Here is a 26999-nt window from a genome sequence, read left to right as displayed (position 1 = left end):
CCCGGGCGCTACGGGCCGACCAGGGCCTTGGCGGCCCGGCGGACCGGGCCCTGCCGCACGACGGGTCCCAGCAGCCGGCCCATCGCCCCGCCCGGCCGCCAGCGGAGCTGGAGCCGCCCCGCGTCCCGGCCCTCCGGCTCCACCATGACGCGGTGCCGCCCCGCTCCGGCCACCTCGAAGGGCGCGAAGTCCAGCGGGGCGAGCAGCACCCCGGTGTGGGCCGAGCGCCCGTCGGTGACCCCCAGGACGGGGTGCCGCACGCCCCGGAAGCCGTGCAGGGGCAGCGACGCGGCGGCCGGGTCGAGCCGGACGGCGCCCTCGAAGACGCCCCGCCCCGCGGGGTCCATCCGCAGCGGCACGGTCAGCCGCCGCCCGGCGGGCGAGACGTGCAGCCGCGCGGGCAGCGGGGCCAGCGGGAGGCGCCGCCCCGGGTCGTAGGTGCGTACCTCCAGGTCCACGGCGCCGCCGTCGGCGCGGGCGACCCGGGTGATCTCGTGCCGGAACCGGGCGAACCCGAACGGGCAGCCCGCCAGGTCCAGTTCCGTCAGGTCGAGGTCGTCCCGCCCGGCCCCGGTGCGCGGCAGGGCGCTCCCCCAGTAGGTGCGGCCGCGCCCGTCGGTGACCGTCTCGCGCGGCCCGACGGGGTGCGTCAGGCCCCGGGCGGCGAGCCGGGCCTCCTCGTACCGCCGCTCCCGCAGCAGGCCCAGCACGATCCGCTCGTCCCTGCGCATCCGGGCGAAGGCGGCGGCGGACAGTCCGTCCAGGTACGGCAGGACCTCCGCGGCGAACTCCTCGACCCAGCCGGGCTCGCGGTAGGGCAGGTCACCGGCGTACAGGCGCAGGTCGTGGGAGAGGAACTTGTGGTCCTTCTCCTCCCGTACCGCGTCCGGCACGCCCTGCCCGGCCAGGAAGTCGTCGATCAGCCGCGCGATGGTGACCCGGTCGCGGACGTTGGTGATCAGGTGGCGCCGGTTGGAAATGGTCGCGGCGTCGGCCGTCGCGTAGGGGGCGATGTACCAGCGGTAGACCGGTTCGGTGATGACGGTGAAGGCACGGGCCAGGGTGTAGGCGCGGGCGGAGAAGAGCTGGTCCTCGTAGTGCACGCCCTCGGGGAAGCGGAGGGCGTGCCGGTCCAGGAACTCCTTGCGGTACATCTTGTTGGTCGACAGCGGCTCGAACAGCAGCCGGGGCTCCTCCGCGATGCCCCGCACCGTGCGCCGCCGGGCGAACAGGTGGGCCATCCAGGGGGAGACGTCCCCGGTGTCGGTGCGCACCCGCTCGACCGCCCCCATCGCGAAGTCGGCGTCCTCGCCGGTGAGCGCGGCGAGGAGCAGTTCGCAGGCGCGCGGCGGGAGTTCGTCGTCGCTGTCGAGGAACATCAGGTGCGGGGCCCGGGCGGTCTCCAGGGCGCGGTTGCGGGGCGTGCCGCAGCCGCCGCTGTTGCGCTCCAGCCGCAGGACGCGGATGCGGTCGTCCTGGGCGGCCAGTTCGGCGGCGACCCGCGGGGTGGCGTCGGTGGAGTGGTCATCGCTGATGACGATCTCGATGTCGCGGTGGGTCTGGGCGCGTACGGAGGCGACGGCGCGCGGCAGCCGTTCGGCGTCGTTGTGGACGATGACGGTGACGGTCACGTCGGGGGCGGCGGTCATCGGAGCGTGGCCTCCTCGGGGGTGGGGGCGGGGGTGCGCCGCTCCAGGGGCAGGACGGGCGGCAGGCTCTCCTCGCCCTCGCCGAGGAAGACGCGGCGGACGACCCGTTCGGCGGCCCGGCCGTCGTCGTACTCGCAGAACCGCAGCCGGAAGTCGTGGCGCTGCTTGGCCGCGGCCTCGTCGCACCAGGTGCCGTCGCGCAGGACCTCGGTGAGCTCGTCCTGGCCACGGGTGACGTGGCCGGGCGGTTCGGCGGTGATGTCGAAGTAGACGCCGCGGGTGGCGGTGTAGGTCTCCCAGTCGTCGGTGAGCAGGACGACGGGCCGGTCGAGGTTGGCGTAGTCGAACATGACCGACGAGTAGTCGGTGATGAGCCCGTCGGAGGCCAGGGCGAGTTCCTCGACGGGCTCGTAGCCGGTGACGTCGAGGACGCGGTCGTGGCGGGGGCCGGGGAGCCGGTCGTGGAAGTAGTGGCCGCGCACCAGCAGGACGGTGTCGTCGCCGAGGTCGTCGGCGAGGCGGGGCAGGTCGAGGCGGGGCGTCCAGCGGGTGCGGGGCTCGTGGTCGCGGTGGGTGGGCGCGTACAGCAGGGCGCGGCGGCCGGGTTCGATGCCGAGCCGGGCGCGGGCGGCGCGGACGTCGGCGGCGGTGGCCCGGTAGTGGACGTCGTTGCGGGGATAGCCGTAGTCGAGGGACCGGTAGCCGGCGGGGTAGGCCCGCTGCCAGGTCTCGGTGGAGTAGCTGTTGGCCGAGAGGCTGTAGTCCCAGCGGTCCACGCGCTCCAGGAGGGCGTCGAGGTTGAGGCCCTGGGCGGCGGCGGGGTGGTCGCGCTGGTCGACGCCCATCCGCTTGAGCGGGGTGCCGTGGTGGGTCTGGAGGTGGACGGTGCCGGGGCGCTTGACGACGCCGTTGGGGAAGTTGACGTTGTTGACCAGGTACTTGGCGCGGGCGAGGACGTCCCAGTAGCGGGGGGTGCCGGGCAGGACGTGGTCGGTGCCGGGCGGCAGCAGCGGGACGCGGCCGGGTTCGACGATCCACACCTGGCGGATGTCGGGGGCCAGTTCGGCGAGTTCGGCGGCGATGGCGGCGGGGTTGCAGTGGACGCCGCGGCCCCAGTACGCGGAGAAGACGGCGAGGTCCTGGTCGATGCCGCGGCGCAGCCGGCGCTGGTAGCGGTGGCGGGCGCGGGCGGCGGCGAGCCGTTCGGCGCGGGTGGCCGCGGTGCCGGCGGCGGAGCGGCGCTTGTCGTTGGCGATGCGCAGCAGCCGGTAGCCGAGGTGGGCGCCGCGGCCGAGGAGCACGTGGCGGACGCCGTCGAGGCCGCCGGGGCGCTGGTGGCCCTCGGGGCGGAAGCGGGCGGTGTGGCGGGCGGCGTGCCGGAAGTAGTCGGCGAGCAGGGCGGGCGGCAGTTCGTCGCGCCGGGCGAGGGTGGCCAGGTAGTCGCCGACCATCCGGTCGTAGAGCCGGGCGCGCAGCGCGGGGGGCGCGGACGCGGCGTGGGCGAGCTGGTGGAGGCGTTCGTACTGGCCGAAGGCGGCGAAGTGCTGCTCGGGTCCGGCCGCGCGGCGCTGGGCGGGGCGGTCCTTGTGGCGGACGAGGCCGACGGTGGTGCAGGTGGTGATGCGGCGGGCGAGGAGGAGGACGGCGTAGGAGAGGTACAGCTCGTCGTGGCCCTCGGTGCCGGTCAGGTCGGGGTGTTCGGCCAGGAGCCGGGCGCTGATGAGGCGGTTGCCGAGGTGGGGGGCGACGTCCAGCAGCGCGGGCCGGTCGGCGAGCGTGGTGGGGCCGGTGCCAGCGAGGAGGTCGGTGGAGCCGCTGGGCACGGCGTCGTCCCACCAGTGGGCGTGGTGGTGGTCCATGAGCAGGACGTCCGGGGCGTCGCGGAGGGTGCCGAGGCGGGCGGTGAGAGCGGCGGCCGCACCGTCGGGGAGCCGGTCGGTGGCGGGGTGGAGGAACTGGAGGTACGCGCCGGTGGCGGCGTGGGCGGCGGCGGCCCGGGCGGTGGCGGCGGGCGCGTCGGGGGCGACCGGCACGACGGTGACGCGCGGGTCGCGCAGTTCGTGGACGGTGGCCAGGGCCCGTGCGGGGCCGTCGGTGTCGGGGACGGTGACGACGATGTCGAGGTCGGGCGGCGTCTGGGCGGTGACGCCGTCCAGGCAGGCGCGGAGCCGGCCGAGGGGCGCGTGGCCGGACACGATGACGCTGAGTGCGGGCATGGGCGTTCGGTCCTTCTGAAGTGGATCAGTTCCGTTGGCCGAGGAAGACCGTCACGAGGCCGGCCACCACGAGCAGCGAGCCGGCCCAGGTCCACACCGAGGTCCGCTCGTGCAGCAGCGTCGAGCCGGCGAGCACGATCAGCAGGTAGCCGAGGGCGTTGAAGGGGTACGCGATGGACAGCGGGACCCGGGCGAGGGTGGACATCCAGGCGACGGCGGAGATCGCGAAGACGGCGAGGCCCAGCATCACCCAGGGGGTGGTCGCGGCGCGTACGGCCAGGGAGCCGCCGGTCTTGCCGGTGGCGGTGGCGGCGGTCTCCATGCCGTGCTTGAGCATGATCTGGCCGGCGGCGGAGGAGAACACCGCGAACAGCAGCAGGGTGAAACCGGGCAGGGTCAACGTCCGCCTCTCACACGCCGACGCGGTCGGCCGCGGTGGTGTCGTCGGGGACGAACTGACGGTTGAGGATGTCCTGGACATCGATGTGCTCCCCAGCGATGATCGTCCGCGCCGCATGCGGGGTGAGCAGTGCGACGTACTGGTAGCCGAAGAGGGTGGGCCGCAGGCGGGTCAGCAGCCGGGAGGTCCCGCCGAGCGCCCGGGACAGCGGCCCGCGGCCGAGCACGGACCAGAAGGGCGCTCCGGTGGCGACGATGGACAGCACGTCGTACCCGGCGGCGCGCACGGTGCGGCGGAGGCTGGCGCGGCTGAAGAACCGCAGGTGGGTCTCATCGAGGATGCCGCGCCGGTCGTAGTCGAAGATGCCGAGCGCGACGCGCAGCCGGGAGTACCAGTGGCCGAAGTTCGGTACGGACAGCAGGACGTGTCCGTCGGGGCGGAGCGCGCCGCGCAGTTCGGCGAGGAGGCGTTCGGGGCGCGAGAGGTGTTCGATCACGTCGCCGGCGACGACGTAGTCGTACCCCTCGCCGATGCCGTCGGGCAGGCCCTCCTCCAGGTCGGCGAGGAAGAAGCCGCCGGAGCACCTGTCCCGTACGCCCTCGACCTCGACGCGGTCGATGCCGGTGACGGTGTGGCCGAGGGCTTCGAGGTGCCCGGCGAACACGCCGCCGGAGCAGCCGACGTCGAGGACGCGGCCGGGCGGCAGGTCGCGCATCCGGTCCAGGATGACGGCGTGGGAGGAGCCGTCGCCCTCCTTGAAGGCGTACTCGACGGGCTTGGGGATCCACCCGCAGGTCCCGAAGCCCTTCTTCGCCAGCCGGTACTCCAGGACGTCCTTGACGACGTCCTTGGCGTAGCGCATGCCGTTGACGTAGCAGATCTCGTCGCCGTAGTAGGTGGGGATGGGGATCTCGCGGATGCGCATGCCGGCGTCGGCCATCTGGACGATGATCTGGGTGTCGAAGTCGAAGGCGTCGGTGTTGCGGTCGATGGGCAGCCGCCGCAGGGCGTCGACCTGGTAGGCCCGGTAGCCGGAGTGGAACTCGGTGAGGTCCGAGCCGAGGAGCCGGTTCTCGAAGCGGGTGAGGACGCGGTTGCCGAGCCATTTGTAGAACGGCATGCCGCCGCGGAGGGCGTCCCCGGGGCGCATCATGCGTGACCCGAAGACCGCCTCGCACTCGCCGCGTTCGAGGGGTTCGACCATCCGGGGCAGCAGTTCGGGGGCGTACTGCCCGTCGCCGTGCAGCAGGACGACGATGTCCAGTCCGCGCTCGGCGGCGAGCGCGTACCCGGCCTTCTGGTTGCCGCCGTAGCCGAGGTTCTTGGTGTGCCGCATGACGACGGTCGGCGGCATCCCGTCGAGCTGGGACCAGCGGCAGCCGGCGGTGAACGTCGCGTCGTGGCTGGCGTCGTCGAGGATGAGGATCTCGGCGATCCTGGGCCGGAAGTCGGCGGGGATCCGGTCGAGGGTCTTCTCCAGCGTCGCTTCCGCGTTGTACGCCACCACCAGGATCCCGATCCTGGGGCTGCTGCTTCGGCTGCTCTGGCCTTCCGTCACGGGCTTCTCCACTCTCGCGGGGGGTCGGGGGCAGGTCAGTCGGCGGGGTGCCGTGCGGGGCTCGCGGCCGGTGGGGCGGGCGCGGCGGCGGCCTGGCGGGCGGGTGGGAGCGGGGTCGTGGGAGCGGGCCGGGGACGGGCGGCGAGGGCCGCGTGGAGCGCGGAGGCCACGCACACGGCGAGGACGGCCCAGCCCAGGGCGCCGAAGGCCATCTCGGTGTCCGTCCAGTGCACCGGGCGCTGCCCGGAGTAGACCGAGGCGGCGACGGAGCCGACGACGACCGCGTACGCCAGGCCCTGCCACAGGCCGACGACGAACAGCCCGGCCGCCGGCCACGCCAGGTACTGCACGCCCGAGGCGGTGCTCAGCAACAGCAGCAGTCCGAGGGTGACGGCGACGGCGAGCGGGGCGTCCGCCGGGCGCCGCCAGGCCAGCCAGACGCCGACGGCCATGATGGCGGCGACGATCAGGAAGTGGCCGTCGCCGCGCAGGAGCTGGACGTACGGCTCGGGCACGCCCGCCCAGCGGGCGAAGCGGACGATGCCCCAGAAGCTGAAGTTGCCGCCCGCGTACTCCAGCACCTTCGCCTTCAGCCCGCCCGGTACGGTCGCGATCACCGGCCCCCACACGGCGAGGAACAGGGCCCCGGCCGCGGCGGTGAACCGCAGCAGGACGGGGCGGCCCCCGGTGCGCCAGGCGGCGGCGAAGAGCAGCGGCACCGCGACGACGGGGATGAGCTTGACGCTGACGCACAGCGTCGCCGCGAGCCCGGCCGCCACCGGCCTGCTCCGGTCGACGAGCAGGTGGACGGCGGCGAACGCGAACATCACGGCGACCGAGTCGGTGTTGCCGTGGTAGCCGGAGGTGGCCACGAGCACCGGGCACAGCGCCGCGCCCAGGGCGCACAGCACCGCCGTGCGCAGCCGGGCGGCCCGCCGCCGTACGATCGCGAAGACCAGCAGCACGGTGATGAAGTCGGCCAGGCAGGCCGGGAAGCGGATCAGCGGCCGCCACGGCACCCCGTGCTGCGCCAGCCACTCCAGCCCCAGCAGCATCCAGCTCGCCAGCGGCGGGTGGTTGTAGACCGGCAGCCACGGCAGCGGCTCGGCGTAGATGCGCACCGGGTCCGTCCGGGCGATGGCCCGGGCGAAGCCCCAGAAGAACCGCACGTCGGCGGGCCCGCGCGTGTGCGCCGCGAGCGCCGTCTTCGCGACGAACGCGACTGCCGCGACGACGATGACGACGATCCGGGCTTTCCGTACGTCCCAGGACAGAGACGACATTCGGACGTTCATGGTGGCCGAACGTAGCAATACCGACCACACGTAGCGAAGCACCTATAAGCGTACTTAAGCCGCACGGAAGTTCACCGCATGGGTGTCGTGTGGGCGTTGTCGCGTCGGGGCGAATCGCCGAATCACACGTATGGCCCACGGGGGCACGTAATTCGTGGCGCTCAACTCTCGTTCACAACCTGCACCTTGTCCCCGTCAGCCCGAGGCAGACAGGCAGGCCAGTGAAGTGAAAGCTCTCGTACTCTCCGGAGGCGCCGGCACCCGGCTGCGCCCCATCACGCACACCTCCGCCAAGCAGCTCGTCCCCGTGGCCAACAAGCCGGTGCTCTTCTACGGGCTGGAGGCGATCGCCGCCGCCGGGATCCGCGAGGTCGGCATCATCGTCGCCCCCGACACCGCCGGCGAGATCCGGGCGGCCGTCGGCGACGGGTCGCGCTTCGGCCTCGCCGTCACGTACATCCCCCAGCACGCCCCGCTCGGCCTCGCGCACGCGGTGCTGATCGCCCGGGAATTCCTCGGGGACGACGACTTCGTCATGTACCTCGGGGACAACTTCGTCGTCGGCGGGATCACCGACCTGGTCGAGGAGTTCCGCGCCGCCCGCCCCGCCGCGCGGATCCTGCTCACCAAGGTCCCCGACCCCCGCGCCTTCGGCGTCGCCGAGCTCGACGTCGACGGGCGGGTGGCCCGGCTGGAGGAGAAGCCCCAGGACCCCCGCAGCGACCTGGCGCTCGTCGGGGTCTACCTCTTCACGCCCGCCGTGCACGAAGCGGTGCGCTCCATCGAGCCGTCCGCGCGCGGCGAGCTGGAGATCACCGACGCCATCCAGTGGCTCATCGACGAGCGGCGCACCGTCACCTCGACCATCGTCTCCGGCTACTGGAAGGACACCGGCAACGTGGCCGACATGCTGGAGGTCAACCGGTCCGTCCTGGAGCTGCTCACCCCGCTCAACGAGGGCACTGTCGACGCCGCCACCGAGATCATCGGCCGCGTCCGCATCGGCGGCGGCGCGACCGTGCGGGCCTCGCGGATCGTCGGCCCGGTCATCATCGGCGCGGGCACGGTCGTGGAGAACTCCTACATCGGCCCGTCCACGTCCATCGCGGAGGACTGCCGGGTCACGGACAGCGAGATCGAGTACTCCATCGTGCTCAGCGGCTCGTCCCTGCACGGCGTGGGGCGCGTCGAGGCGTCCCTGATCGGCCGTAACGTCGAGATCACTCCCGCCCCGCCCATCCCGGCCGCCCACCGCCTGGTGCTCGGCGATCACAGCAAGGTGCAGATCTCGGCATGAACAGCGCCCCCCGTGTCCTGGTGACCGGCGGAGCCGGCTTCATCGGCTCGACTTACGTCCGTACGCTGCTGGGGCCCTCGGGCCCCGCCGGCACGGAGGTCACCGTCCTCGACAAGCTCACCTACGCCGGCAACCCCGCGAACCTGGACGCGGTGCGCCGGCACCCCGGCTTCGCCTTCGTCCAGGGCGACGTCTGCGACCCGGTCCTGGTCGACAAGCTGGTCTCCGAACACGACCAGATCGTCCACTTCGCCGCCGAGTCGCACGTCGACCGCTCGATCGCGGGCGCCGACGCGTTCGTCCGGACCAATGTGCTCGGCACCCAGACCCTGCTGGACGCGGCCGTGCGGAACCGTATCGCCACGGTCGTCCACATCTCCACGGACGAGGTGTACGGGTCGGTCGACACCGGATCCTGGACCGAGGATGAGCCGCTGCGGCCCAACTCCCCGTACGCCGCGACCAAGGCGTCCGCCGACCTGCTCGCCCTGTCCCACCACCGCACCCACGGCCTGGACGTGCGGGTGACACGCTGCTCCAACAACTACGGCCCCCACCAGTTCCCCGAGAAGGTCGTCCCCCTGTTCATCACCCGGCTGCTGGACGGCGGCCGGGTGCCGCTGTACGGGGACGGCTCGCAGGTGCGGGACTGGCTGCACGTCGACGACCACGTGCGCGCGGTGGAACTGGTGCGCACCCGGGGCCGGGCGGGCGAGGTGTACAACATCGGCGGCGGCACTGAGCTGTCCAACCGGGAGCTCACCGACCTGCTGCTGGAGGCCCTGGGGGCGGACGATTCGCGGGTGGACCACGTCGAGGACCGCAAGGGTCACGACCGGCGCTACTCGGTGGACTGGACGAAGATCCGCGACGAGCTGGGCTACCGGCCCGGCAAGGACTTCGCGACCGGGCTCGCGGAGACGGTCGCCTGGTACCGGGACAACCGCTCCTGGTGGCAGCCCCTGCTGGACCGGGCGGCGCTGTGACCTGGGTGGTGACGGGCGCCGGCGGGATGCTGGCCCGGGACGTGCTGGCGTGCCTGGGGGACGGCGCGACCGGTCTGACCCGGCGGGACCTGGACGTCACCGACCGGGACGCGGTCCTGGCCGCGCTCCGGGGCCTCCGCCCCTCCGTCGTCGTGAACTGCGCCGCCTGGACGGCGGTGGACGACGCCGAGACGCGCGAGGCCGACGCCCTGGCGGTCAACGGCACGGCGGTGCGGCACCTCGCCGAGGCGTGCGCGGCGGTCGGCTCGGCCCTGGTGCACGTCTCCACGGACTACGTCTTCGACGGGCGGGCGCGCGTGCCGTACGCCGAGTCGGCCGTGCCCGGCCCCCGCACGGCGTACGGGCGCACCAAGCTGGCCGGTGAGCGGGCGGTCCTGGAGGTCCTGCCCGAGCGCGGGTACGTGGTGCGGACGGCGTGGCTGTACGGGGCGGGCGGGGGCGGCTTCGTCCGGGCGATGATCCGGGCGGAGGCGCACCGGGACGGGGTCGACGTGGTGGACGACCAGCGCGGGCAGCCGACCTGGAGCGCCGACGTGGCGCACCGGCTGGTCCGGCTGGTGGGGGCGCCCCCGGGGATCTACCACGCCACGAACGGCGGGGACGGCACCTGGTACGACCTGGCCCGGGAGACCTTCCGCCTGCTCGGCGCGGACCCCGCGCGCGTCCGGCCGGTCACCAGCGCCGCCCATCCCCGCCCGGCGCCCCGCCCCGCGTACAGCGTGCTGGGCCACGACCGCTGGCGCGAGGCCGGCCTGCCCGCGCCGCGCCCCTGGCGCGACGCCCTCGCCGAAGCCTTCCCGGCACTGCGCGCGGGCCGGTGAGCCGGTACGGCCGCCGGATCCGGGCGCAGGTGTCCTCCTCGTCCAGGGGGTACACGGGCAGGGCGGTTCCCTGACCAGAAGGCCGGACGGTAAAGGAGACACGATGTCCGACTCGTCGATGAGGGCCGTGGGCTGGGCCCGGTGCTTCCCCGTGTCGGGTGGCGTACGGGCAGGGCGGCACTGGGCACTTGAGCACATGGAGTCCCTGGGGTGGACGGAGGACGCCCCGGAGACGGTGGACGACGTCCTGCTCACGGTGTCGGAGCTGATCACCAACGCCCACGTCCACGCGCACAGTTCCGCCCAGCTCGTCCTGACCTGGGACAGCCGGTGCCTGCACGTCAGCGTCCACGACCACGACGGCAGGGGCGTGCCGGCGCCCCGCACGCCCGACACCACCTCGCCCGGCGGGCGCGGACTCGCGCTCGTGGACGCCCTGTCGGACCACTGGCACACCCACGCCCAGGAGGACGGCAAGACCATCACCGCGTGTTTCATCCCGGGCGGCGCCGCCGGTTGACGGTGCGGTGACCTTGCGCTGAACAGGAAAACGGCCCGCCTCCCGGAAAGGGGGGCGGGCCGTGGACCTTTGCAAAACGGGACGTCCGGCGTTCTCGGGACGTCCGGCGATTCAGCGGCGGAAGGCGTCCTTCGTGTTCTCCTTCGCCTGCCGAAGATCACCCTTGGACTGCTCGGCGCGGCCTTCGGCTTCCATGCGCTCGTTGCCGAGGGCACGCCCGAGGGTCTCCTTGACCTTGCCCTTGGCCTGCTCCGTCTTGGCCTGTGCCTTCTCGTCGGCTGCCATCGGAATCACACTCCCACACGGTCGACTACGGGATTGGTGTGGCGTATTGCCGGGACACCGCCGGGCAAACCCGGGAAGAAAATCGGATTCTCATCGTGTGATCTTCTTTATGCCGGGCACAAGCGGCTTCGGAGGTTGATAACCATGGTCCCGCTTCTTCTTGTTCTTCTTCTCGCCCTGATTCTTTTCGGCGCGGGTTTCGCCCTCAAGGTGCTCTGGTGGGTGGCGGCCATCGTGTTGGTCGTCTGGCTGGTCGGCTTCCTGGTCCGTCCGGCCGGTCACGGCGGCGCACGTGGCCGCTGGTACCGCTGGTAGGCCGTACGGCCACTGACACCCCGTCACACCCGGGAGCCGGGTACCGCCTCACCCGAGGCGGTACCCGGCTCCCGGCCGTTCAGCGGCGGGTCGACGGGACGCGCGGCGGCGCCCCCGCGTCGTCCGCCCCGGGCGCGCGCAGACCCTCGTACCAGCGCCGGCAGGCCTCGTAGGACGGGAGCAGACCGGTCCGTTCGGCCTCGGCGAGCGTGGGGGCCGCGGCGTCCTTGGCCGACAGCAGGGGGGTGAGCCCGGCGGGCCAGGCGATGGCGAGGTCCGGGTCGAGGGGGTGGACGCCGTGCTCCCGCTCGGGGGCGTAGCCGCGCGAGCAGAGGTAGACGACCGTCGCGTCGTCGGTCAGCGCCATGAACGCGTGGCCGAGCCCCTCGGCCAGGTGGACCGCCCGGTGCTCGCGGTCGTCGAGGCGTACGGCCTCCCAGGCGCGGTAGGTGGGCGAGCCGGTGCGGAGGTCGACGACCACGTCGAGCACGGCGCCGCGCACGCACGTGACGTATTTGGCCTGGCCCGGCGGTACGTCGGCGAAGTGCACGCCGCGCAGGGTGCCCCGGGCGGAGACGGAGCAGTTCGCCTGGGCGAGCCCGAGCCCGTACCCCGCCGCCCCCTGGAGGTCGGGCGCCCGGAACCACTCGTGGAAGCTGCCACGCTCGTCCCGGAAGACCCGTGGCTCCATGACCCAGGCGCCGTCGATACCCAGTGCGTGCACGCTCACCCACCGTCCTTTCGTGTCGGTGGGCTCAACCGCGACGGGCGCCCGGCGTCACCGGAGCCGCGTCCGACCGGGTGACGTCGTCCGGTGCCGGCGCCCCTCCGCCCCCGGGGCCGTCACGCCGTCAGACCCTCATCCCTCACGCCCGGAGCGCGGCGACCGCCGCCGCCGCCAGGTCGTCGAGGTACCCCTCCGGGAGCGGCGTGCGGACCACCACCAGGCGCCAGTAGAGCGGGCCGATGATCAGGTCGAGCGCGCGGGCGGGGTCGGCGCCCGCCGGGAGCTCGCCGCGCGCGACCGCGTCCCGGACGACGAGGGCGGCCACGCCCTGCTGGCCGTCGAGCAGGGCCGCCTTGACCGCGTCGGCGATCTCGGGGTGGCGGGCCGCCTCGACGAGGAGGTCCGGGATGACCTGGGAGGCGACCGGGTGGCGCAGCGCGTGGGCGCCGACCTCCAGCAGGGCGCGGACGTCCCCGTACAGCGAGCCGGTGGCGGGGGCCGGCAGGCCCTGGGCGGCGAAGGCGGTCAGCAGGTCGAGGACGAGCGACAGCTTGGACTTCCAGCGCCGGTAGACGGCGGTCTTGCCGACGCCCGCCCGCCGGGCGATGCCCTCGATGGACATACGGGCGAAGCCGACCGCGGCCAGTTCCTCGAACACGGCGGCGCGGATGGCTTCGGTGACGTCCTCCCGGAGCACGGCGGCTCCTGCGGGCTGCCGGCGGGGCGGGGGTGTGCTCATGCGGGGATCATAGCGCCACCCCCACGAGACGACGGGACGGTTGCGTTCCGACGTTGGACCGCCCTACCCTCGACGTAGCGACGAAACGGGTCCGTTCCGTCGCCGACCACCCCCCACTCGCCGAGGGAGACCGCCTTGTGAGTACCCAGACACTCGCACCCCCACCGGTGGACGACCACCCCGAGGACCTCCGCGCGCTCGCCCTCCGGCACGGGCTCACCGTCAGCGGGGCCCGCCCCTCCCTGCCCGAGTACACCCGGCAGCTCTGGTCGCGGCGCCACTTCATCACCGCCTTCGCCACGGCCCGCCTCACCGCGCAGTACAGCCAGGCCCGGCTGGGCCAGGTGTGGCAGGTGATGACCCCGCTGCTCAACGCGGCGGTCTACTACGTCATCTTCGGGGTGCTGATGAACACCCGGGCCGGCGTGCCCGACTTCGTCCCGTTCCTGGTCACGGGCGTGTTCATCTGGACCTTCACCTCCAGTTCGATCATGGCCGGGACGCGGGCGATCAGCGGCAACATCGGTCTCGTCCGGGCCCTGCACTTCCCGCGGGCGAGCCTGCCCGTCTCGCTCGCGCTGCAACAGCTCCAGCAGCTCGTCTTCTCGCTGTGCGCGCTGGTGCTCATCCTGTTCTGCGTCGGGGTCACCCCCGGCCGGTCCTGGCTGCTGGCCGTTCCGGCCCTGTTCCTCCAGTCCCTGTTCAACACGGGGGTGTCACTGGTGATGGCCCGGCTCGCCGCCCGTACGCCGGACGTCGCGCAGCTCATGCCGTTCCTGCTGCGCACCTGGATGTACGTGTCCGGCGTGATGTGGAGCGTCGACCACGTCCTGGCGAACAACCACCTGCCGCACGCGGTGCTGCTGGCTTTGGAGTGCAACCCGGCGGCGGTCTACATCGACCTGATGCGCTTCGCCCTCATCGACAGCTTCACCGCCGCCCAGCTCCCGCCGCACGTATGGGCCGTGGCGGCCGGCTGGGCGCTGGTCGCCGCCGTGGGCGGCTTCATCTGGTTCTGGCAGGCGGAGGAGACGTACGGCCGTGGCTGACACACACACCGGGCAGCGGGTTCCGACCGTCGTCGCCGACGGCGTGCACATCACCTACACCGTCCAGGGCGCCGGCGGGGCCGGCCGGGGCGGCGCGACGGCCGCGCTCGGCCGGCTCCTGTCCCGTACGCGCACGGCGGCGCCCGGCACCCGGACGGTCCATGCCGTCAAGGGCGTCAGCTTCGCCGCGTACAAGGGCGAGGCGATCGGGCTGATCGGCTCCAACGGATCGGGCAAGTCCACCCTGCTGAAGGCCGTCGCGGGACTGCTGCCCACCAGCGAGGGGCGGATCTACACCCGCGGCCAGCCCTCCCTCCTGGGGGTGAACGCCGCCCTGATGGGTGATCTGACGGGCGAGCGCAACGTCATCCTGGGCGGCCTCGCCATGGGGATGTCCCGCGAGCAGGTCCAGGAGCGGTACCAGGAGATCGTCGATTTCTCCGGCATCAACGAGAAGGGCGACTTCATCTCGCTGCCGATGCGGACGTACTCCTCCGGCATGGGCGCCCGGCTGCGGTTCTCCATCGCGGCCGCCAAGTCGCACGACGTCCTGCTGATCGACGAGGCGCTGGCCACCGGCGACGCGACCTTCCAGCGCCGCAGCCAGGAGCGCATCGCCGAGCTGCGCCGGGAGGCCGGGACGGTCTTCCTGGTCAGCCACAGCAACTCGGCCATCCGCCGGACGTGCGACCGTGCCCTGTGGCTGGAGGCCGGACGGCTGCTGATGGACGGCCCGGCGGGGGAGGTTGTTGACGCATATGAAGCACACACGAGGAAGAAATAGGTCATAGCGGGCTAAAGTGCCCAGCGATGACCATCTCCAGGATCAGCGCACGCCGCACGCCCATCTTCACGGACCGGTCCCCGGCTCTGCCGCTGGCCGCCGTGTGGGCCTTCACGCGCGCCGGGATGCTCGTGCTGCTGTGGCGCGACACCCTCGGCATCGGCGGGATCGGCCGCGAGGTCTACCTGCTGTACCGGCACTGGTACCAGCAGCTCTCGCAGGGCACGTTCCCGCCCGACGACGTCACCTGGCAGTACCCGCCCGGCGCCGGGCTGGTGTTCCTGGCTCCGGGACACGTCCCGGAGCTGACGTACTACCAGGCGTTCGTCGCCCTGACACTGCTCGCCGACGCCGTCGTCGCCTTCGCGCTCGCGCGGGCGGGGGCCGGCGGGGCCTGGCTGTGGGTGGGCGGCCTGCCGCTGCTCCTGCACCTGCCCCTGGCGCGGTACGACGTCCAGGTCACCGCCGTCGCGGTGCTCGGCCTGCTGGCCCTGCGGGGCGGTCACGCCCGGCTGGGCGGGGCGCTGGCCGGGCTCGGCGCCATGGTCAAGGTGTGGCCCCTGCTCACCCTGCTCGGCACGCCCCGCGGGCACCTCACCCGCCGGGCCTGGGTCTCGGCACTGGTGGCCGCGGGCGTGCTGTTCGGGGTCCTGGCGCTGGGCTTCACGCACACCCTGGACTTCGCCCGCCAGCAGGGCGGGCGGGGCGTGCAGATCGAGTCCGTCGGCGGCACCGCCCTGTCGCTGGCGACACTGGCGGGGTGGTGGCCCGGCCGGGTCCGCTACCGGTACGGGGCCTTCGAGCTGGCCGGGCCGTACGCCTCCAGCGCGGCGCACTTCGCGCTGGTGCTCACCGCGCTCGCCTTCTGCTGGCTGCTGCTGTGGCGGGTGCGGTCGTGGCAGTGGACCGTGGCGACCCCGGTGGACGCCGCGTTCACCGCGGTGCTGCTGTTCACCGTGACCAGCCGGGTGATCAGCCCGCAGTACATGGTGTGGCTGCTGGGTCTCGGCGCGGTCTGCCTGACCTGCCGGGACACCAGCCAGCGGATGGTGGCGCTGCTGATGCTGCCCGCGGCGGCGCTCAGCGCGCTCGCCTACCCCCTCCTGTACGACGAGGTCATCGCCGTCTCCCCGGCCGGGTGCGCGGTGGTGGCGCTGCGCAACGGGGTGCTGGTGGCCGCCGCGCTGCTGTCGTGCCGGCGGCTGTGGACGGAGACGGTGCCGGGGCCGCCCTCCCTCAAGGGCCTGTGACACGCACGGGGGCGCCCCGCCGGTGACCGGCGGGGCGCCCCTCGTCGTGGCCCGTCAGCTATGGGTGCGCAGCAGCGTCCGCATGGTCCGCATCGCGACCGACAGGTTGGCCAGGTCGAACGCGTCCGAGCCCTGGATCTCCTCCAGCGTGGTGCGCGCCCGGCCCAGGATGGCGGCGTTCCTCCGCTCCCAGGCCGTGAACCGCTCCTCCGGCGTGGAGGTGCCGTTCCCGGCCGACAGCACGTCGGCGGTGAGCGCGGCGTGCGCGGCGTACAGGTCCTCGCGGATGGAGGCACGGGCCATCGACTGCCAGCGGTCGGCCCGCGGGAGCTCGATGATCCGGTCCATCAGCTGGGTGATGGACAGCCGGTCCGCCAGGTCGTAGTAGACCTCGGCGACGGCCATCGGGTCCTTGCCCGTCCGGTCCGCGATCGCCACGATGTCGAGCGTCGGGAACGCGGACGAGAAGCCCGCCACCCGCAGCGCCAGCTCGTCGGGCACGCCCGCCGAGGTGAGCTCCTCGACGATCGACTCGTACCACTCCAGGTCGGCGCCGCGCAGCATCTGCGGCAGCTTCGCCCACACCTGCTCCACGCGCTCGGCGAAGAACTCGACGGTCTCGGCGAGCTTGACCGGTTGCGGCCGGTTGCCCAGCAGCCAGCGCGTGCCGCGCTCGACCAGGCGCCGCGAGTGCAGCCGGATGCGGGTCTGGACGTCGGCGGCGACCTTGTTGTCCAGCGCCTCGACGGCGTCCCACACCTCACCGAGGCCGAAGATCGCGCGGGCGGCGGTCTGCGCCCGGACGATCTCCTCGATCGACGCGCCCGTCTCCTCCCGCAGCCGGTGCAGGAAGGTCGAGCCACCGGTGTTGACGGTGTCGTTGACCAGCACCGTGGTGATGATCTCGCGGCGCAGCGCGTGGGCGTCGATCTGCTCGGCGAACTCGTCGCGCAGCTTCGTCGGGAAGTAGGCGTGCAGCAGCTCGCGCAGGTACGGGTCGTCCGGCAGGTCCGTGTGGATCAGCTCGTCCGCCACCGTGATCTTGGTGTACGCGAGGAGCACGGCCAGCTCGGGCTGGCTGAGTCCCTTGCCCGCGTTGAGCAGCTCGCGGATCTGGCGGTCGTTGGGCAGGAACTCCAGCGCCCGGTCCAGCCGGCCCTCACGGCCCAGCCGGCGCATGAACCGCTGGTGGGCGTGGAGGAGCGACGGGGACTGCTTGACCGCGTTGGCGAGGGCCACGTTCTGCGCGTAGTTGTTGCGCAGCACCAGCGTGCCGACCTCGTCGGTCATCTCGGCGAGGATCTTGTTGCGCTGCTTGACGGTCATGTCGCCGTCGGCTACCAGGCCGTTGAGCAGGATCTTGATGTTCACCTCGTGGTCGGAGGTGTCCACGCCCGCGCTGTTGTCGATGGCGTCGGTGTTGACCTTGCCGCCCTCGCCCCCGGGGCCGCCCCGGCGGGCGAACTCGATCCGGCCGAGCTGGGTCAGGCCCAGGTTGCCGCCCTCGCCGACGACCTTGACCCGCAGGTCCTCGCCGTTGACGCGGATGGCGTCGTTGGCCTTGTCGCCGACGTCGGCGTGCGACTCGGTGGTGGCCTTGACGTACGTACCGATGCCGCCGTTCCACAGCAGGTCGACCGGCGCCTTGAGGATCGCCTGCATCAGCTCGGCGGGGGTCAGCTTGGTGACCGTCCCCTCGATGCCGAGGGCCGTGCGCATGTGCGCGTTGACCGGGATCGACTTGGCCGTACGGGGGTGGATGCCGCCGCCCGCGGACAGCAGCTCCTTGTCGTAGTCGGCCCAGGAGCTGCGGGGCAGCTCGAACAGCCGGCGCCGCTCGGCGTACGAGACGGCCGCCTCGGGGGTGGGGTCGATGAAGATGTGCCGGTGGTCGAAGGCCGCGACCAGCCGGATGTGCTCGCTCAGCAGCATGCCGTTGCCGAACACGTCGCCCGACATGTCGCCGACGCCGACGACCGTGAAGTCCTCGGTCTGCGTGTTGTGGCCCAGCTCCCGGAAGTGCCGCTCGACCGACTCCCAGGCGCCGCGGGCCGTGATGCCCATGCCCTTGTGGTCGTAGCCGGCCGAGCCGCCGGAGGCGAAGGCGTCGCCCAGCCAGAAGCCGTAGGCGACGGCGACCTCGTTGGCGATGTCGGAGAAGGTCGCCGTGCCCTTGTCGGCGGCGACCACCAGGTACGTGTCGTCCTCGTCGTGCCGGACCACGTCGGCCGGCGGGACGACCTCGCCCGCCACCAGGTTGTCGGTGATGTCCAGCAGCGCCGAGATGAAGGTCCGGTAGCTGGCGATGCCCTCCGCCAGCCAGGCGTCACGGTCGACGGCCGGGTCCGGGAGCTGCTTGGCGACGAAGCCGCCCTTGGCGCCGACCGGCACGATGACGGTGTTCTTCACCATCTGCGCCTTGACCAGGCCGAGGATCTCGGTACGGAAGTCCTCGCGCCGGTCCGACCAGCGCAGGCCTCCTCGCGCGACCTTGCCGAAGCGGAGGTGGACGCCCTCGACGCGCGGCGAGTACACCCAGATCTCGAAGGCGGGGCGCGGCGCCGGCAGGTCGGGGATGGCCTGCGGATCGAACTTCATCGACACGTAGTCGTGCGGCGTGCCGTCGTCCTTCTTCTGGAAGAAGTTGGTGCGCAGCGTCGCCTTGATGACGGTGAGGAACGACCGGAGGATGCGGTCCTCGTCGAGCGAGGCGACCTGGTCCAGCGCCCCGTCCAGCTCCTCCAGCAGCCCGTCGGTCAGCTCGGTGCCGGCGCGCTGGCGCTCCGGCGACATCCGCGCCTCGAAGAGGGAGACCAGCAGACGGGTGGTGTGGACGTTGTGGCGGAGGGTGTCCTCCATGTAGTCCTGGCTGAACGTCGAGCCGGCCTGCCGCATGTACTTGGCGTACGCGCGCAGCACCATCGCCTGTCGCCAGCCCAGGCCCGCGCTCAGCACCAGCGCGTTGAACCCGTCGTTCTCGGCGCGGCCGGTCCAGGTGGCGGCGAACGCCTCCTGGAACCGCTCGCGCGCGTCGTCGGCGAGGTAGTCGCCGCCGGCACCGTGCGGCATGCGCAGCCCGAAGTCGTAGATCCACGCCTGGGTGCGGTCCGCGCAGCGCAGCTCGTACGGGCGTTCGTCGACGACCTCGACGCCCAGCCGGTTGAGCACCGGCAGGACGGCGGACAGGGAGATCTGGGCCCCGGTCTTGTAGATCTTGAAGCGGCGCTCGCCCGGACCCGAGCCGACCGGCTCGTACAGGGAGAGGGCGAAGTCCTTCTCGCCCCGGACGAGCTGCTCCAGGTGGGCGAGGTCGGCGACGGCGGAACGCGGGGTGTGGTCGGCCTTGTACCCCTCGGGGAAGGAGTTGCCGTACCTGCGCAGCAGCTCGGCGGCGCGCTCCTCGCCCATCTCGGCGTTGAGCGCCTCGCCGAAGCCGTCCTCCCAGGAGCGGGCGGCCTCGACCAGCCGGGCCTCGATGCGCTCGCTGTCGGCGTCGGTGAGCGGGGTCAGCTCGGTGCCCTGCGGGACACGGACGACGAAGTGGAGCCGGGAGAGGATCGACTCGGTGTTCCAGGCGGTGAAGTCGACGCTGGTACCGCCGAGCTCCTCCTTCAGGATGTCGATGATCCGCAGCCGGACGGTGGTGTTGAACCGGTCCCGCGGCAGGTAGACCAGGGCGGAGTAGTAGCGCCCGTACTCGTCCTGGCGGAGGTAGAGCCGCAGCTTGCGCCGCTCCTGGAGGTACAGCACGCTCGTGGCGATCGACTCGAGCTGGTCGACCGGCGTCTGGAACAGCTCGTCGCGCGGGTAGGTCTCCAGGATCTGGAGCAGGTCGCGGCCGTCGTGGCTGTGGGGCGAGAAGCCGGCCGTCTCCAGGACCTCGGCCACCTTGCGGCGGATCACCGGCACGCGGCGGACGGACTCGGTGTAGGCGGCCGAGGAGAACAGGCCGAGGAAGCGCCGCTCACCGACGACGTTGCCGTCCTTGTCGAACTTCTTGACCCCGACGTAGTCGAGGTAGGACGGGCGGTGCACGGTGGAGCGGCTGTTGGCCTTGGTGAGGATGAGCAGCTTGTGCTCGCGGGCCTTGGCGCGGGCGTCGCGCGGCAGCCGGTTGAAGGAGGGCGAGACGGGGTGCGCCTCGTCGTCGCTGTGCTGGGGGTCGGAGCGGAGGATGCCGAGGCCGGTGCCGGGCACGGCGGCCAGCGCGTCGTCGCCGGTCAGCTCGTACTCGCGGTAGCCGAGGAAGGTGAAGTGGTCCTCGGCGAGCCAGCGCAGCAGCTCGCGGGCCTCCTCCACCTCGGAGTCGCGGAGGTCGTCGGCGATCGGCTCGCGGGGGAGGTCCTCGGCGATGCGCAGCGCGGCGTCGCGCATCTTCTCCCAGTCCTCGACGGTCTCGCGGACGTCGGACAGGACGCGCATCAGGTCGGCGGTGATCTGCTTGAGGTCGGCGCGGTCGGTCTCGCGGTCGATCTCGACGTGGATCCAGGACTCGGTGAGGGTGTCGTGCAGATCGGTGCGGGTGCCGCCGTCGGGCAGCACCTCGATCAGCTTGCCGGCGATGTCACGGCGGACGACGACCTGGGGGTGGATCACCACGTGGATGCCGCGTCCCTGCCGGGACAGCTCGTTGGTGACGGAGTCGACCAGGAACGGCATGTCGTCCGTCACGACCTCGACGACGGAGTGGCTGCACATCCAGCCGTTCTCCTCGACCGTGGGGGTGTGCACACGGACGCTGGCGGTGCCCTGGGGACGGTTCTCGGCCAGCCGGTAGTGGGAAAGGGCCGCGCCGAAGACATCGACCGGGTCGCGGTCCGTGAGGTCCTCGGGAGCGGTGTGCAGGTAGTAGCGCTGGAGGTATCCGAGAACGACGTCCTCGTCCGGACGGTCCCCGTTCTCGGACCCAGTCTGGAGTTGCCCCCCGACCGGGCTGTGCTCAGCTACCCGGGCGGCCCGTTCGAGCAGCTCGGCCTTGGCTTCGTCCAGCTTGGTCTGCATGTCCTCTGGCTCCTGTCGCGCGCCGTTGCGTGACGTAGGTGAAAGAAGTGACACAACGCCACGACGCGGGGTATCCGGTCTGAGGCGACGTTATGCCGCGATGAGAGATGTCCGGGCCGTTATTGGCCAATTTTGGCGACCGGGCCGGATGGAACGGGTCAGCGATCGCCCGGGCACGGTGGCACTCCGGGCGCTGGCCGGGGGCTCCGCTGCCCCCATGGCGTATCGCGCTGATCACGGGTCCAGGCTATCGCTCCTGACCCCCGGCCCGTCATGAGCCGTATGTGTACAAAACCCGGCCATGAAGTTTGACACTCTGGACAGCGACACATGTCCTGGTGCCATACCCCTCGCACCACCTCCCAGCAGAGGCAGGCAGTGATGACCGTGAAGATCCTGATCGTCACCGGCGACGCGGCGGAGTCCCTGGAGGTCCTCTACCCGTACCAGCGGCTGCGGGAGGAGGGGTACGAGGTCCACATCGCCGCGCCCGCCCGGAAACTTCTGCGCTTCGTCGTCCACGACTTCGAGCCGGGGTACGACACCTACACCGAGAAGCCGGGCTACACCTGGCCGGCCGACCTGGCCTTCTCGGAGGTCGAGCCCAGCCGGTACGCGGCCGTGGTGATCCCGGGCGGCCGGGCGCCGGAGTACCTCCGCAACGACCCCGAACTGCGCAAGATCCTCAAGTCCTTCTTCGACGCCGACAAGCCGGTCGCCCAGATCTGCCACGGCCCGCTGCTGACGGCCGCGGTCGGCGCCCTGGACGGCCGCCGCGTCACCGCCTACCCGGCGCTGGAGCTGGACATGCAGGCCGCGGGCGCCACCTTCCAGGACGCGGAGGCGGTCGTCGACGGCACGCTGGTCTCCTCCCGCGCCTGGCCCGACCATCCCACCTGGATGCGCGCCTTCCTGGAGGTCCTCAGGGCCAAGTCACCGGCCACCTGACAGGCCCGCCCGGTCCGGCGCCCGCTCGCACGGCCGGCGCGCTCGCACGGCCGGCGCGCTCTCCGCCCGCCCCGCTTCACGGCCGGCGCGGGCGGGCGCCCGGTCCGGCCGGGGTCACGCCGCCAGCTCCTCCGCGACCGCCACCGCCTCCGCCAGCGTGTCCACCACCGGCACGCCGACCACCTCCAGGCTGGCCCGGCTGTGCGAGCCGCCGGTGTACAGCACCGCCCGCGCGCCCACGTGGGCCGCCGCCACCGCGTCGTCCGCCGCGTCCCCGATCACCACGATCCGCTCCGGCGGCACGCCCTCCAGCGCCCTCAGGTGCCGCACCATGTGCTCCGCCTTGCCGGCCGTCGACCGGTCCGTCCGCCCGTCCACCCGGACGAACCGCTCCTCTATGCCGTGCCGTCGCACGATGGGCACCAGCAGCTCGTGCGGGGCCAGCGACAGCAGTGACTGGGTGGACCCCGCCGCCTGGCGCGCGGACAGCAGCTCGGCCGCCCCGTCCGCCAGCCCGCACACCTCGGCCCGCACCCAGTAGTGCCGGTGGAACGCCTCGTCCATCACGAGCCACTCCGCCTCGCTGGGCATCCGCCCCATCAACCGCTCGTAGAACAGCGGGACGGGGACGCAGTAGAGCTCGCGGTACCGCGCGAGGGTGATGGGCTCCAGGCCTATCTCCTCGAACGCCGCGTTCGTCGCCCCGATGACCGCGTCGATGTCATCGAGGAGTGTGCCGTTCCAGTCCCACACCAGGTGCGTGCCGCGCTTGCCCATGTCCAAAAAGGTACCGGCACGCTCCGACAACGGGCCCCCACCAGCGGGAAGCCGGTGCTCAGCCGATCAGCCCGGGGATCTCCTGCACCCCGAACCACAGCAGTTCGTGGTCCTCGGCCCCGTCCACGACGAACTGCGCGTCGTCGTCCCCGTGGTCCGCCGCGCCCAGCGCGTCGGCCGCCGCCGTCACGTCGTCCGCGGCCTCGTCACCGTCCGCGTGTACCGCGGCCGCCTTGGCCAGCGGCACCGCCCGCTCGATCCGCACCTCGCCGACCGACGAGGGGTCCAGCGCCCCATCCGGATCGGCGACCGCCGCTCCGTCCGGTACGTCGACGGCCACGACGACCCTGCGCCGGGCCGCGCCCGGATCGGCGGCCAGCAGCCGCAGCGACGCGGCGGCCGCCCGGCTCAGCGCCGCGTACTCCAGCTCCTCGATGTCGTCCGAGACGTACCACTCGCGCAGCCCGGGCGTCACGGCGTACGCGGTGAGGGGTCCGGGGCCCAGTTCTCCCGCCGAGTGCGCCTGTGCGAGACCGGGGAGGGTCAGGGGGACGTAGACGCGCATGGCAGGCCGCTTTCGTAGTCGACAGACGCCCTCAGGATACGTGCGCGGTACCCCTTCGGGCCCGGCGCCCACCGGCCCGCCCGGTCCACCGCACACCTCGCGTCACCCGGTGCCGCCCCGCCCGCACGGGCGTCCCCTCACCCGGATAGGTGATCCGCCCGGAACTTCGGCGCCCCCCGCGGCGGCCGTTGCGGGCGGCCCGCCCGCCCCCGTAGAAGATCACCAACGCAAGTTACCGCCCGGTAATCACCCGGGCCATGGAACGGGGGCGATCAGCATGAGCAGCACCGCAACCAGGACGACGTCCGGCCCGGCCCGCCGCCGGGACCGGCGCGGCCCCGGCACGACCCGGCCCGCCGCACCCCGCCCGGCGACGGGCCCCACCACCCGCCGCACCACCGCGGACCGGTCCCCCGCGACCCGTACCGCCACGGACAGGTCCGCCCCGACCCGCACCGCCCCACCCCGGACCGCCCCACCCCGCACGACCACGGTTCCGGCGCCCGCCCGCCGGCCGCTCCCGCCCCATGTGCTCTTCGCCGAGCGGCTGCTCGCCGTCCTCAGCGGTGAACGCCCCGTCCACTGGATGCTGGGCCAGACCGTCGGCCAGGCCTACGACCAGCTCGTCCGGCTCGCGCCCGCCACCCCGCTGCGGGCCCGCGGCGCCCGCCCCGTCGTCCGCCGCTGCGGGGGCTTCCCGCTGCGCCCGGGCGTCGTCGAGGCGTTCGCCAGCATCGCGGCGGGCGAGCAGGTCCGGGCGATGGCGTTCCGCCTGGAGCGGGGCGACGACCGCAAATGGCGCTGCGCCGCCGTCGAGCTCGGCGGCGAGCACCGCTGACGCCACGGACGACGACGGGGCCGGGCGCGCGACACCGTCTCGTGTCGCGCGCCCGGCCCCGGAAGCCGTGTCCCTCCGGCGGGAGGGCTACTTCTTGCGGCGGCGGCCGCCCTTCTGCGCCTTGCGCCGCTCCGCGCGGGTCATCCCGTCCGCCTCGGACCGGGCCGAGCCGTCACCGTTCTCGAAGTCGCCCTCGATGACGCCGCCCTCGCCGTCCACGGTCGGCGCGGAGAAGTGCAGCCGGTCCGGCCGCTGCGGCGCGTCCAGGCCCTTGGCCCGGATCTCGGGGCGCCCGGCGCCCGCCTGCGCCGGAACGGCGTCCTCCTTGGCCAGCGACGGCCGCGCGGCCGCGTCCTGCACCGGGACCTCCTCGACCTGCTGCTCGACCTGGACCTCCAGGTTGAACAGGTAGCCGACGGACTCCTCCTTGATGCCCTCCATCATCGCGGTGAACATGTCGAAGCCCTCGCGCTGGTACTCGACCAGCGGGTCCTTCTGCGCCATCGCGCGGAGGCCGATGCCCTCCTGGAGGTAGTCCATCTCGTAGAGGTGCTCGCGCCACTTGCGGTCCAGCACGGACAGCACGACCCGCCGCTCCAGCTCACGCATGATCTCGGAGCCGAGCTGCTTCTCCCGCGCGTCGTACTGCTCGTGGATGTCCTCCTTGACGGACTCCGCGATGAACTCGGCGGTGATGCCCGCGCGGTCGCCCGCCGCCTCCTCCAGCTCCTCGATGGTGACCTTGCACGGATAGAGCTGCTTGAAGGCGCCCCACAGCCGCTCCAGGTCCCACTCCTCCGCGAAGCCCTCGACCGTCTCAGCCTCGATGTAGGCGTCGATGGTGTCGTCCATGAAGTGGCGGATCTGCTCGTGCAGGTCCTCGCCCTCCAGGACGCGGCGGCGCTCGCCGTAGATGACCTCGCGCTGCCGGTTGAGCACCTCGTCGTACTTCAGGACGTTCTTACGGGTCTCGAAGTTCTGCTGCTCGACCTGCGACTGCGCGGACGCGATCGCGCGCGTGACCATCTTGTTCTCGATCGGCACGTCGTCGGGGACGTTCGCCATCGACATCACGCGCTCGACCATCTGCGCCTTGAACAGCCGCATCAGGTCGTCGCCCAGCGACAGGTAGAAGCGGGACTCGCCCGGGTCGCCCTGACGGCCGGAACGACCGCGAAGCTGGTTGTCGATGCGCCGCGACTCGTGCCGCTCGGTGCCCAGCACGTACAGCCCGCCGAGCTCCTTGACCTCCTCCGACTCCGCCTTGACGGCGAGTTCGGCCTTCTCCAGGGCGGCGGGCAGCGCGGCCACCCACTCCTCCTGGTGCTCCACCGGGTCCAGGCCGCGCTGGCGCAGCTCCGCCTCGGCGAGGTCGTCCGGGTTGCCGCCGAGCTTGATGTCGGTACCGCGGCCGGCCATGTTGGTGGCGACGGTGACGGCGCCCTTGCGGCCGGCCTGGGCGACGATCGACGCCTCACGGTCGTGCTGCTTGGCGTTGAGCACCTCGTGCTGGATGCCGCGCTTGGAGAGCTGCTGCGAGAGGTACTCGGACTTCTCGACCGACGTCGTGCCGACGAGGATCGGCTGGCCCTTCTTGTGCTTCTCCTCGATGTCGTCGACGACCGCGGCGAACTTCGCCACCTCGGTGCGGTAGATCAGGTCCGACTGGTCCTTGCGGACCATCGGCCGGTTCGTCGGGATCGGGACGACGCCCAGCTTGTAGATCTGGTGGAACTCGGCGGCCTCGGTCATGGCCGTACCGGTCATACCGGACAGCTTGTCGTAGAGGCGGAAGAAGTTCTGGAGCGTGATCGTGGCGAGGGTCTGGTTCTCGTCCTTGATGTCCACCCCTTCCTTCGCCTCGATCGCCTGGTGCATGCCCTCGTTGTAGCGGCGGCCCGCGAGGATACGGCCGGTGTGCTCGTCGACGATCATGACTTCGCCGTCGATGACGACGTAGTCCTTGTCCTTCTTGAACAGTTCCTTCGCCTTGATGGCGTTGTTCAGGTAACCGACGAGCGGGGTGTTCACCGACTCGTAGAGGTTGTCGATGCCCAGCCAGTCCTCGACCTTGGCGACACCGGCCTCGTGGATGGCGACGGTGCGCTTCTTCTCGTCGACCTCGTAGTCGCCGGTCTCCTCGATGCCCTTGAGCGGGTTCCCGGGCTCGCCCTTCTTGAGGCGGGTGACGAGCTTGGCGAAGTCGCCGTACCACTTGGTGGCCTGGTCGGCCGGGCCGGAGATGATCAGCGGCGTACGGGCCTCGTCGACCAGGATGGAGTCGACCTCGTCGACACAGGCGAAGTTGTGGCCGCGCTGGACCAGCTCGTCCTGGGACCACGCCATGTTGTCGCGCAGGTAGTCGAAGCCGAACTCGTTGTTCGTGCCGTACGTGATGTCGCAGCTGTACATCTCGCGGCGCTGCGCGGGCGACATGTTGGCGAGGATGCAGCCGACCGTCAGGCCCAGGAACTTGTGGACCCGGCCCATCATCTCGGAGTCGCGCTCGGCCAGGTAGTCGTTGACCGTGATCAGGTGCACGCCCTTGCCGGACAGCGCGTTCAGGTACGCGGGCAGCGTGCCGACGAGGGTCTTGCCCTCACCGGTCTTCATCTCGGCCACGTAACCGAGGTGCAGCGCGGCGCCGCCCATGAGCTGCACGTCGTAGTGGCGCTGGCCGAGCACGCGCTTGGCGGCCTCGCGGACCGTGGCGAAGGCTTCGGGCATCAGGTCGTCGAGGCTCTCACCGTCGGCGTACCGCTGCTTGTACTCCTCGGTGAGCGCCCGCAACTCGGCGTCGGAGAGGTTGACGAAGTCCTCTTCGATGGAGTTGACCTGGTCCGCGATGCGGTGCAGTTTGCGCAGGATCTTGCCTTCGCCTGCACGCATGAGCTTGTTGAAGACGGACACTGAGGCTGGTCTCCTTGCCGGTCGGGCCTGGCACTAGGTCTTGTCATG

22 protein-coding genes are annotated in these 26999 nt (G+C 72.2%); 10 read left to right on the top strand and 12 right to left on the bottom strand.

The annotated features are described in order from the left end of the window. Positions 1-8: 8 nt before the first annotated feature. The 5 genes from ACZ7LK_RS00185 to ACZ7LK_RS00165 are packed head-to-tail and all read right to left on the bottom strand — an operon-like array spanning position 9 to position 7106. Positions 9-1649 (bottom strand): glycosyltransferase family 2 protein, encoded by a 1641-nt coding sequence (locus ACZ7LK_RS00185; RefSeq protein WP_471137675.1) that lies wholly within the window; start codon positions 1647-1649, stop codon positions 9-11. Next, positions 1646-3865 carry a CDP-glycerol glycerophosphotransferase family protein gene (locus tag ACZ7LK_RS00180; protein ID WP_471137674.1) on the bottom strand — a complete coding sequence of 740 codons (2220 nt, stop codon included), beginning with the start codon at positions 3863-3865 and terminating at the stop codon, positions 1646-1648. The genes ACZ7LK_RS00185 and ACZ7LK_RS00180 overlap by 4 nt, the downstream gene beginning before the upstream one ends. A gap of 25 nt (positions 3866-3890) precedes the next feature. Further along, entirely contained in the window at positions 3891-4265 is a 375-nt protein-coding gene (locus ACZ7LK_RS00175; RefSeq protein WP_392274403.1) for a DMT family transporter, read from the bottom strand. 10 nt (positions 4266-4275) lie between these two features. Further along, entirely contained in the window at positions 4276-5823 is a 1548-nt protein-coding gene (locus ACZ7LK_RS00170) for a methyltransferase domain-containing protein (protein WP_392274402.1), read from the bottom strand. 35 nt (positions 5824-5858) lie between these two features. Then, a complete protein-coding gene (locus ACZ7LK_RS00165) occupies positions 5859-7106 on the bottom strand; it encodes a hypothetical protein (RefSeq protein WP_392274401.1) in 1248 nt (415 codons plus the stop codon). Between the two features lie 238 nt (positions 7107-7344). Here ACZ7LK_RS00165 and ACZ7LK_RS00160 point away from each other — a divergent pair, with 238 nt between their 5' ends. The 4 genes from ACZ7LK_RS00160 (at position 7345) to ACZ7LK_RS00145 (ending at position 10763) form a co-directional block, all read left to right on the top strand. Then, on the top strand, positions 7345-8415 hold the full coding sequence (locus ACZ7LK_RS00160) for a glucose-1-phosphate thymidylyltransferase (RefSeq protein ID WP_392274400.1): 1071 nt from the start codon (positions 7345-7347) through the stop codon (positions 8413-8415). Next, on the top strand, positions 8412-9401 hold the full coding sequence (rfbB, locus tag ACZ7LK_RS00155; RefSeq protein WP_392274399.1) for a dTDP-glucose 4,6-dehydratase: 990 nt from the start codon (positions 8412-8414) through the stop codon (positions 9399-9401). The genes ACZ7LK_RS00160 and rfbB overlap by 4 nt, the downstream gene beginning before the upstream one ends. Then, a complete protein-coding gene (gene rfbD / locus ACZ7LK_RS00150) occupies positions 9398-10243 on the top strand; it encodes a dTDP-4-dehydrorhamnose reductase (protein ID WP_392274398.1) in 846 nt (281 codons plus the stop codon). Before rfbB ends, rfbD begins: the two co-directional genes overlap by 4 nt. 103 nt (positions 10244-10346) lie before the next feature. Continuing rightward, positions 10347-10763 carry an ATP-binding protein gene (locus tag ACZ7LK_RS00145; protein ID WP_392274397.1) on the top strand — a complete coding sequence of 139 codons (417 nt, stop codon included), beginning with the start codon at positions 10347-10349 and terminating at the stop codon, positions 10761-10763. Between the two features lie 111 nt (positions 10764-10874). Here the strand turns inward: ACZ7LK_RS00145 and ACZ7LK_RS00140 are convergent, their stop codons facing one another. Beyond that, entirely contained in the window at positions 10875-11048 is a 174-nt protein-coding gene (locus ACZ7LK_RS00140) for a CsbD family protein (protein WP_392274396.1), read from the bottom strand. Positions 11049-11192: 144 nt separating this feature from the next. Between ACZ7LK_RS00140 and ACZ7LK_RS00135 the strand changes: the two genes are divergently transcribed. Then, a complete protein-coding gene (locus ACZ7LK_RS00135) occupies positions 11193-11363 on the top strand; it encodes a hypothetical protein (protein ID WP_064072138.1) in 171 nt (56 codons plus the stop codon). A 79-nt stretch (positions 11364-11442) separates the two neighbouring features. Here ACZ7LK_RS00135 and ACZ7LK_RS00130 read toward each other — a convergent pair whose 3' ends face one another. Beyond that, positions 11443-12054 carry a dTDP-4-dehydrorhamnose 3,5-epimerase family protein gene (locus ACZ7LK_RS00130; protein WP_471138585.1) on the bottom strand — a complete coding sequence of 204 codons (612 nt, stop codon included), beginning with the start codon at positions 12052-12054 and terminating at the stop codon, positions 11443-11445. Positions 12055-12229: 175 nt separating this feature from the next. Further along, positions 12230-12829: a TetR/AcrR family transcriptional regulator gene (locus ACZ7LK_RS00125; RefSeq protein WP_392274395.1), complete on the bottom strand. Its 600-nt coding sequence runs from the start codon at positions 12827-12829 to the stop codon at positions 12230-12232. A gap of 137 nt (positions 12830-12966) precedes the next feature. Here ACZ7LK_RS00125 and ACZ7LK_RS00120 point away from each other — a divergent pair, with 137 nt between their 5' ends. From ACZ7LK_RS00120 to ACZ7LK_RS00110, 3 genes are read left to right on the top strand one after another with little or no spacing between them, the layout of a single operon-like run. Next, positions 12967-13878 carry an ABC transporter permease gene (locus ACZ7LK_RS00120; RefSeq protein ID WP_392274394.1) on the top strand — a complete coding sequence of 304 codons (912 nt, stop codon included), beginning with the start codon at positions 12967-12969 and terminating at the stop codon, positions 13876-13878. Beyond that, a complete protein-coding gene (locus ACZ7LK_RS00115) occupies positions 13871-14662 on the top strand; it encodes an ABC transporter ATP-binding protein (RefSeq protein WP_469464990.1) in 792 nt (263 codons plus the stop codon). The genes ACZ7LK_RS00120 and ACZ7LK_RS00115 overlap by 8 nt, the downstream gene beginning before the upstream one ends. 26 nt (positions 14663-14688) lie before the next feature. Further along, complete coding sequence (locus ACZ7LK_RS00110) at positions 14689-15912, top strand: glycosyltransferase 87 family protein (protein ID WP_471137670.1); 1224 nt, start codon at positions 14689-14691, stop codon at positions 15910-15912. Positions 15913-15966: 54 nt separating this feature from the next. Here ACZ7LK_RS00110 and ACZ7LK_RS00105 read toward each other — a convergent pair whose 3' ends face one another. Further along, the gene (locus ACZ7LK_RS00105; RefSeq protein ID WP_392274391.1) at positions 15967-20913 is read right to left on the bottom strand and encodes an NAD-glutamate dehydrogenase; all 4947 of its coding nucleotides are present in this window, start codon (positions 20911-20913) and stop codon (positions 15967-15969) included. Positions 20914-21294: 381 nt separating this feature from the next. On the opposite strand from ACZ7LK_RS00105, the gene ACZ7LK_RS00100 reads away from it, so the two are divergent. Continuing rightward, entirely contained in the window at positions 21295-21861 is a 567-nt protein-coding gene (locus ACZ7LK_RS00100; RefSeq protein WP_392274390.1) for a DJ-1/PfpI family protein, read from the top strand. Between the two features lie 114 nt (positions 21862-21975). Here the strand turns inward: ACZ7LK_RS00100 and ACZ7LK_RS00095 are convergent, their stop codons facing one another. Together ACZ7LK_RS00095 and ACZ7LK_RS00090 are read right to left on the bottom strand one after the other, a co-directional pair. Continuing rightward, positions 21976-22638, bottom strand: coding sequence for an HAD family hydrolase (locus tag ACZ7LK_RS00095; protein WP_392274389.1), 663 nt, complete (start codon positions 22636-22638; stop codon positions 21976-21978). A 58-nt stretch (positions 22639-22696) separates the two neighbouring features. Further along, complete coding sequence (locus ACZ7LK_RS00090) at positions 22697-23203, bottom strand: DUF6912 family protein (protein WP_392274388.1); 507 nt, start codon at positions 23201-23203, stop codon at positions 22697-22699. Positions 23204-23480: 277 nt separating this feature from the next. Here ACZ7LK_RS00090 and ACZ7LK_RS00085 point away from each other — a divergent pair, with 277 nt between their 5' ends. Beyond that, positions 23481-24041 (top strand): Rv3235 family protein, encoded by a 561-nt coding sequence (locus ACZ7LK_RS00085; protein WP_471137668.1) that lies wholly within the window; start codon positions 23481-23483, stop codon positions 24039-24041. Positions 24042-24128: 87 nt separating this feature from the next. Here ACZ7LK_RS00085 and secA read toward each other — a convergent pair whose 3' ends face one another. After that, complete coding sequence (gene secA, locus ACZ7LK_RS00080; protein WP_392277788.1) at positions 24129-26951, bottom strand: preprotein translocase subunit SecA; 2823 nt, start codon at positions 26949-26951, stop codon at positions 24129-24131. Positions 26952-26999: the final 48 nt, after the last annotated feature.

The organism is Streptomyces sp. NPDC039423 (assembly GCF_055598725.1).
The sequence above is the reverse complement of the archived record's forward strand: the minus strand, read 5'-3'. Positions and strand labels throughout refer to the sequence as shown.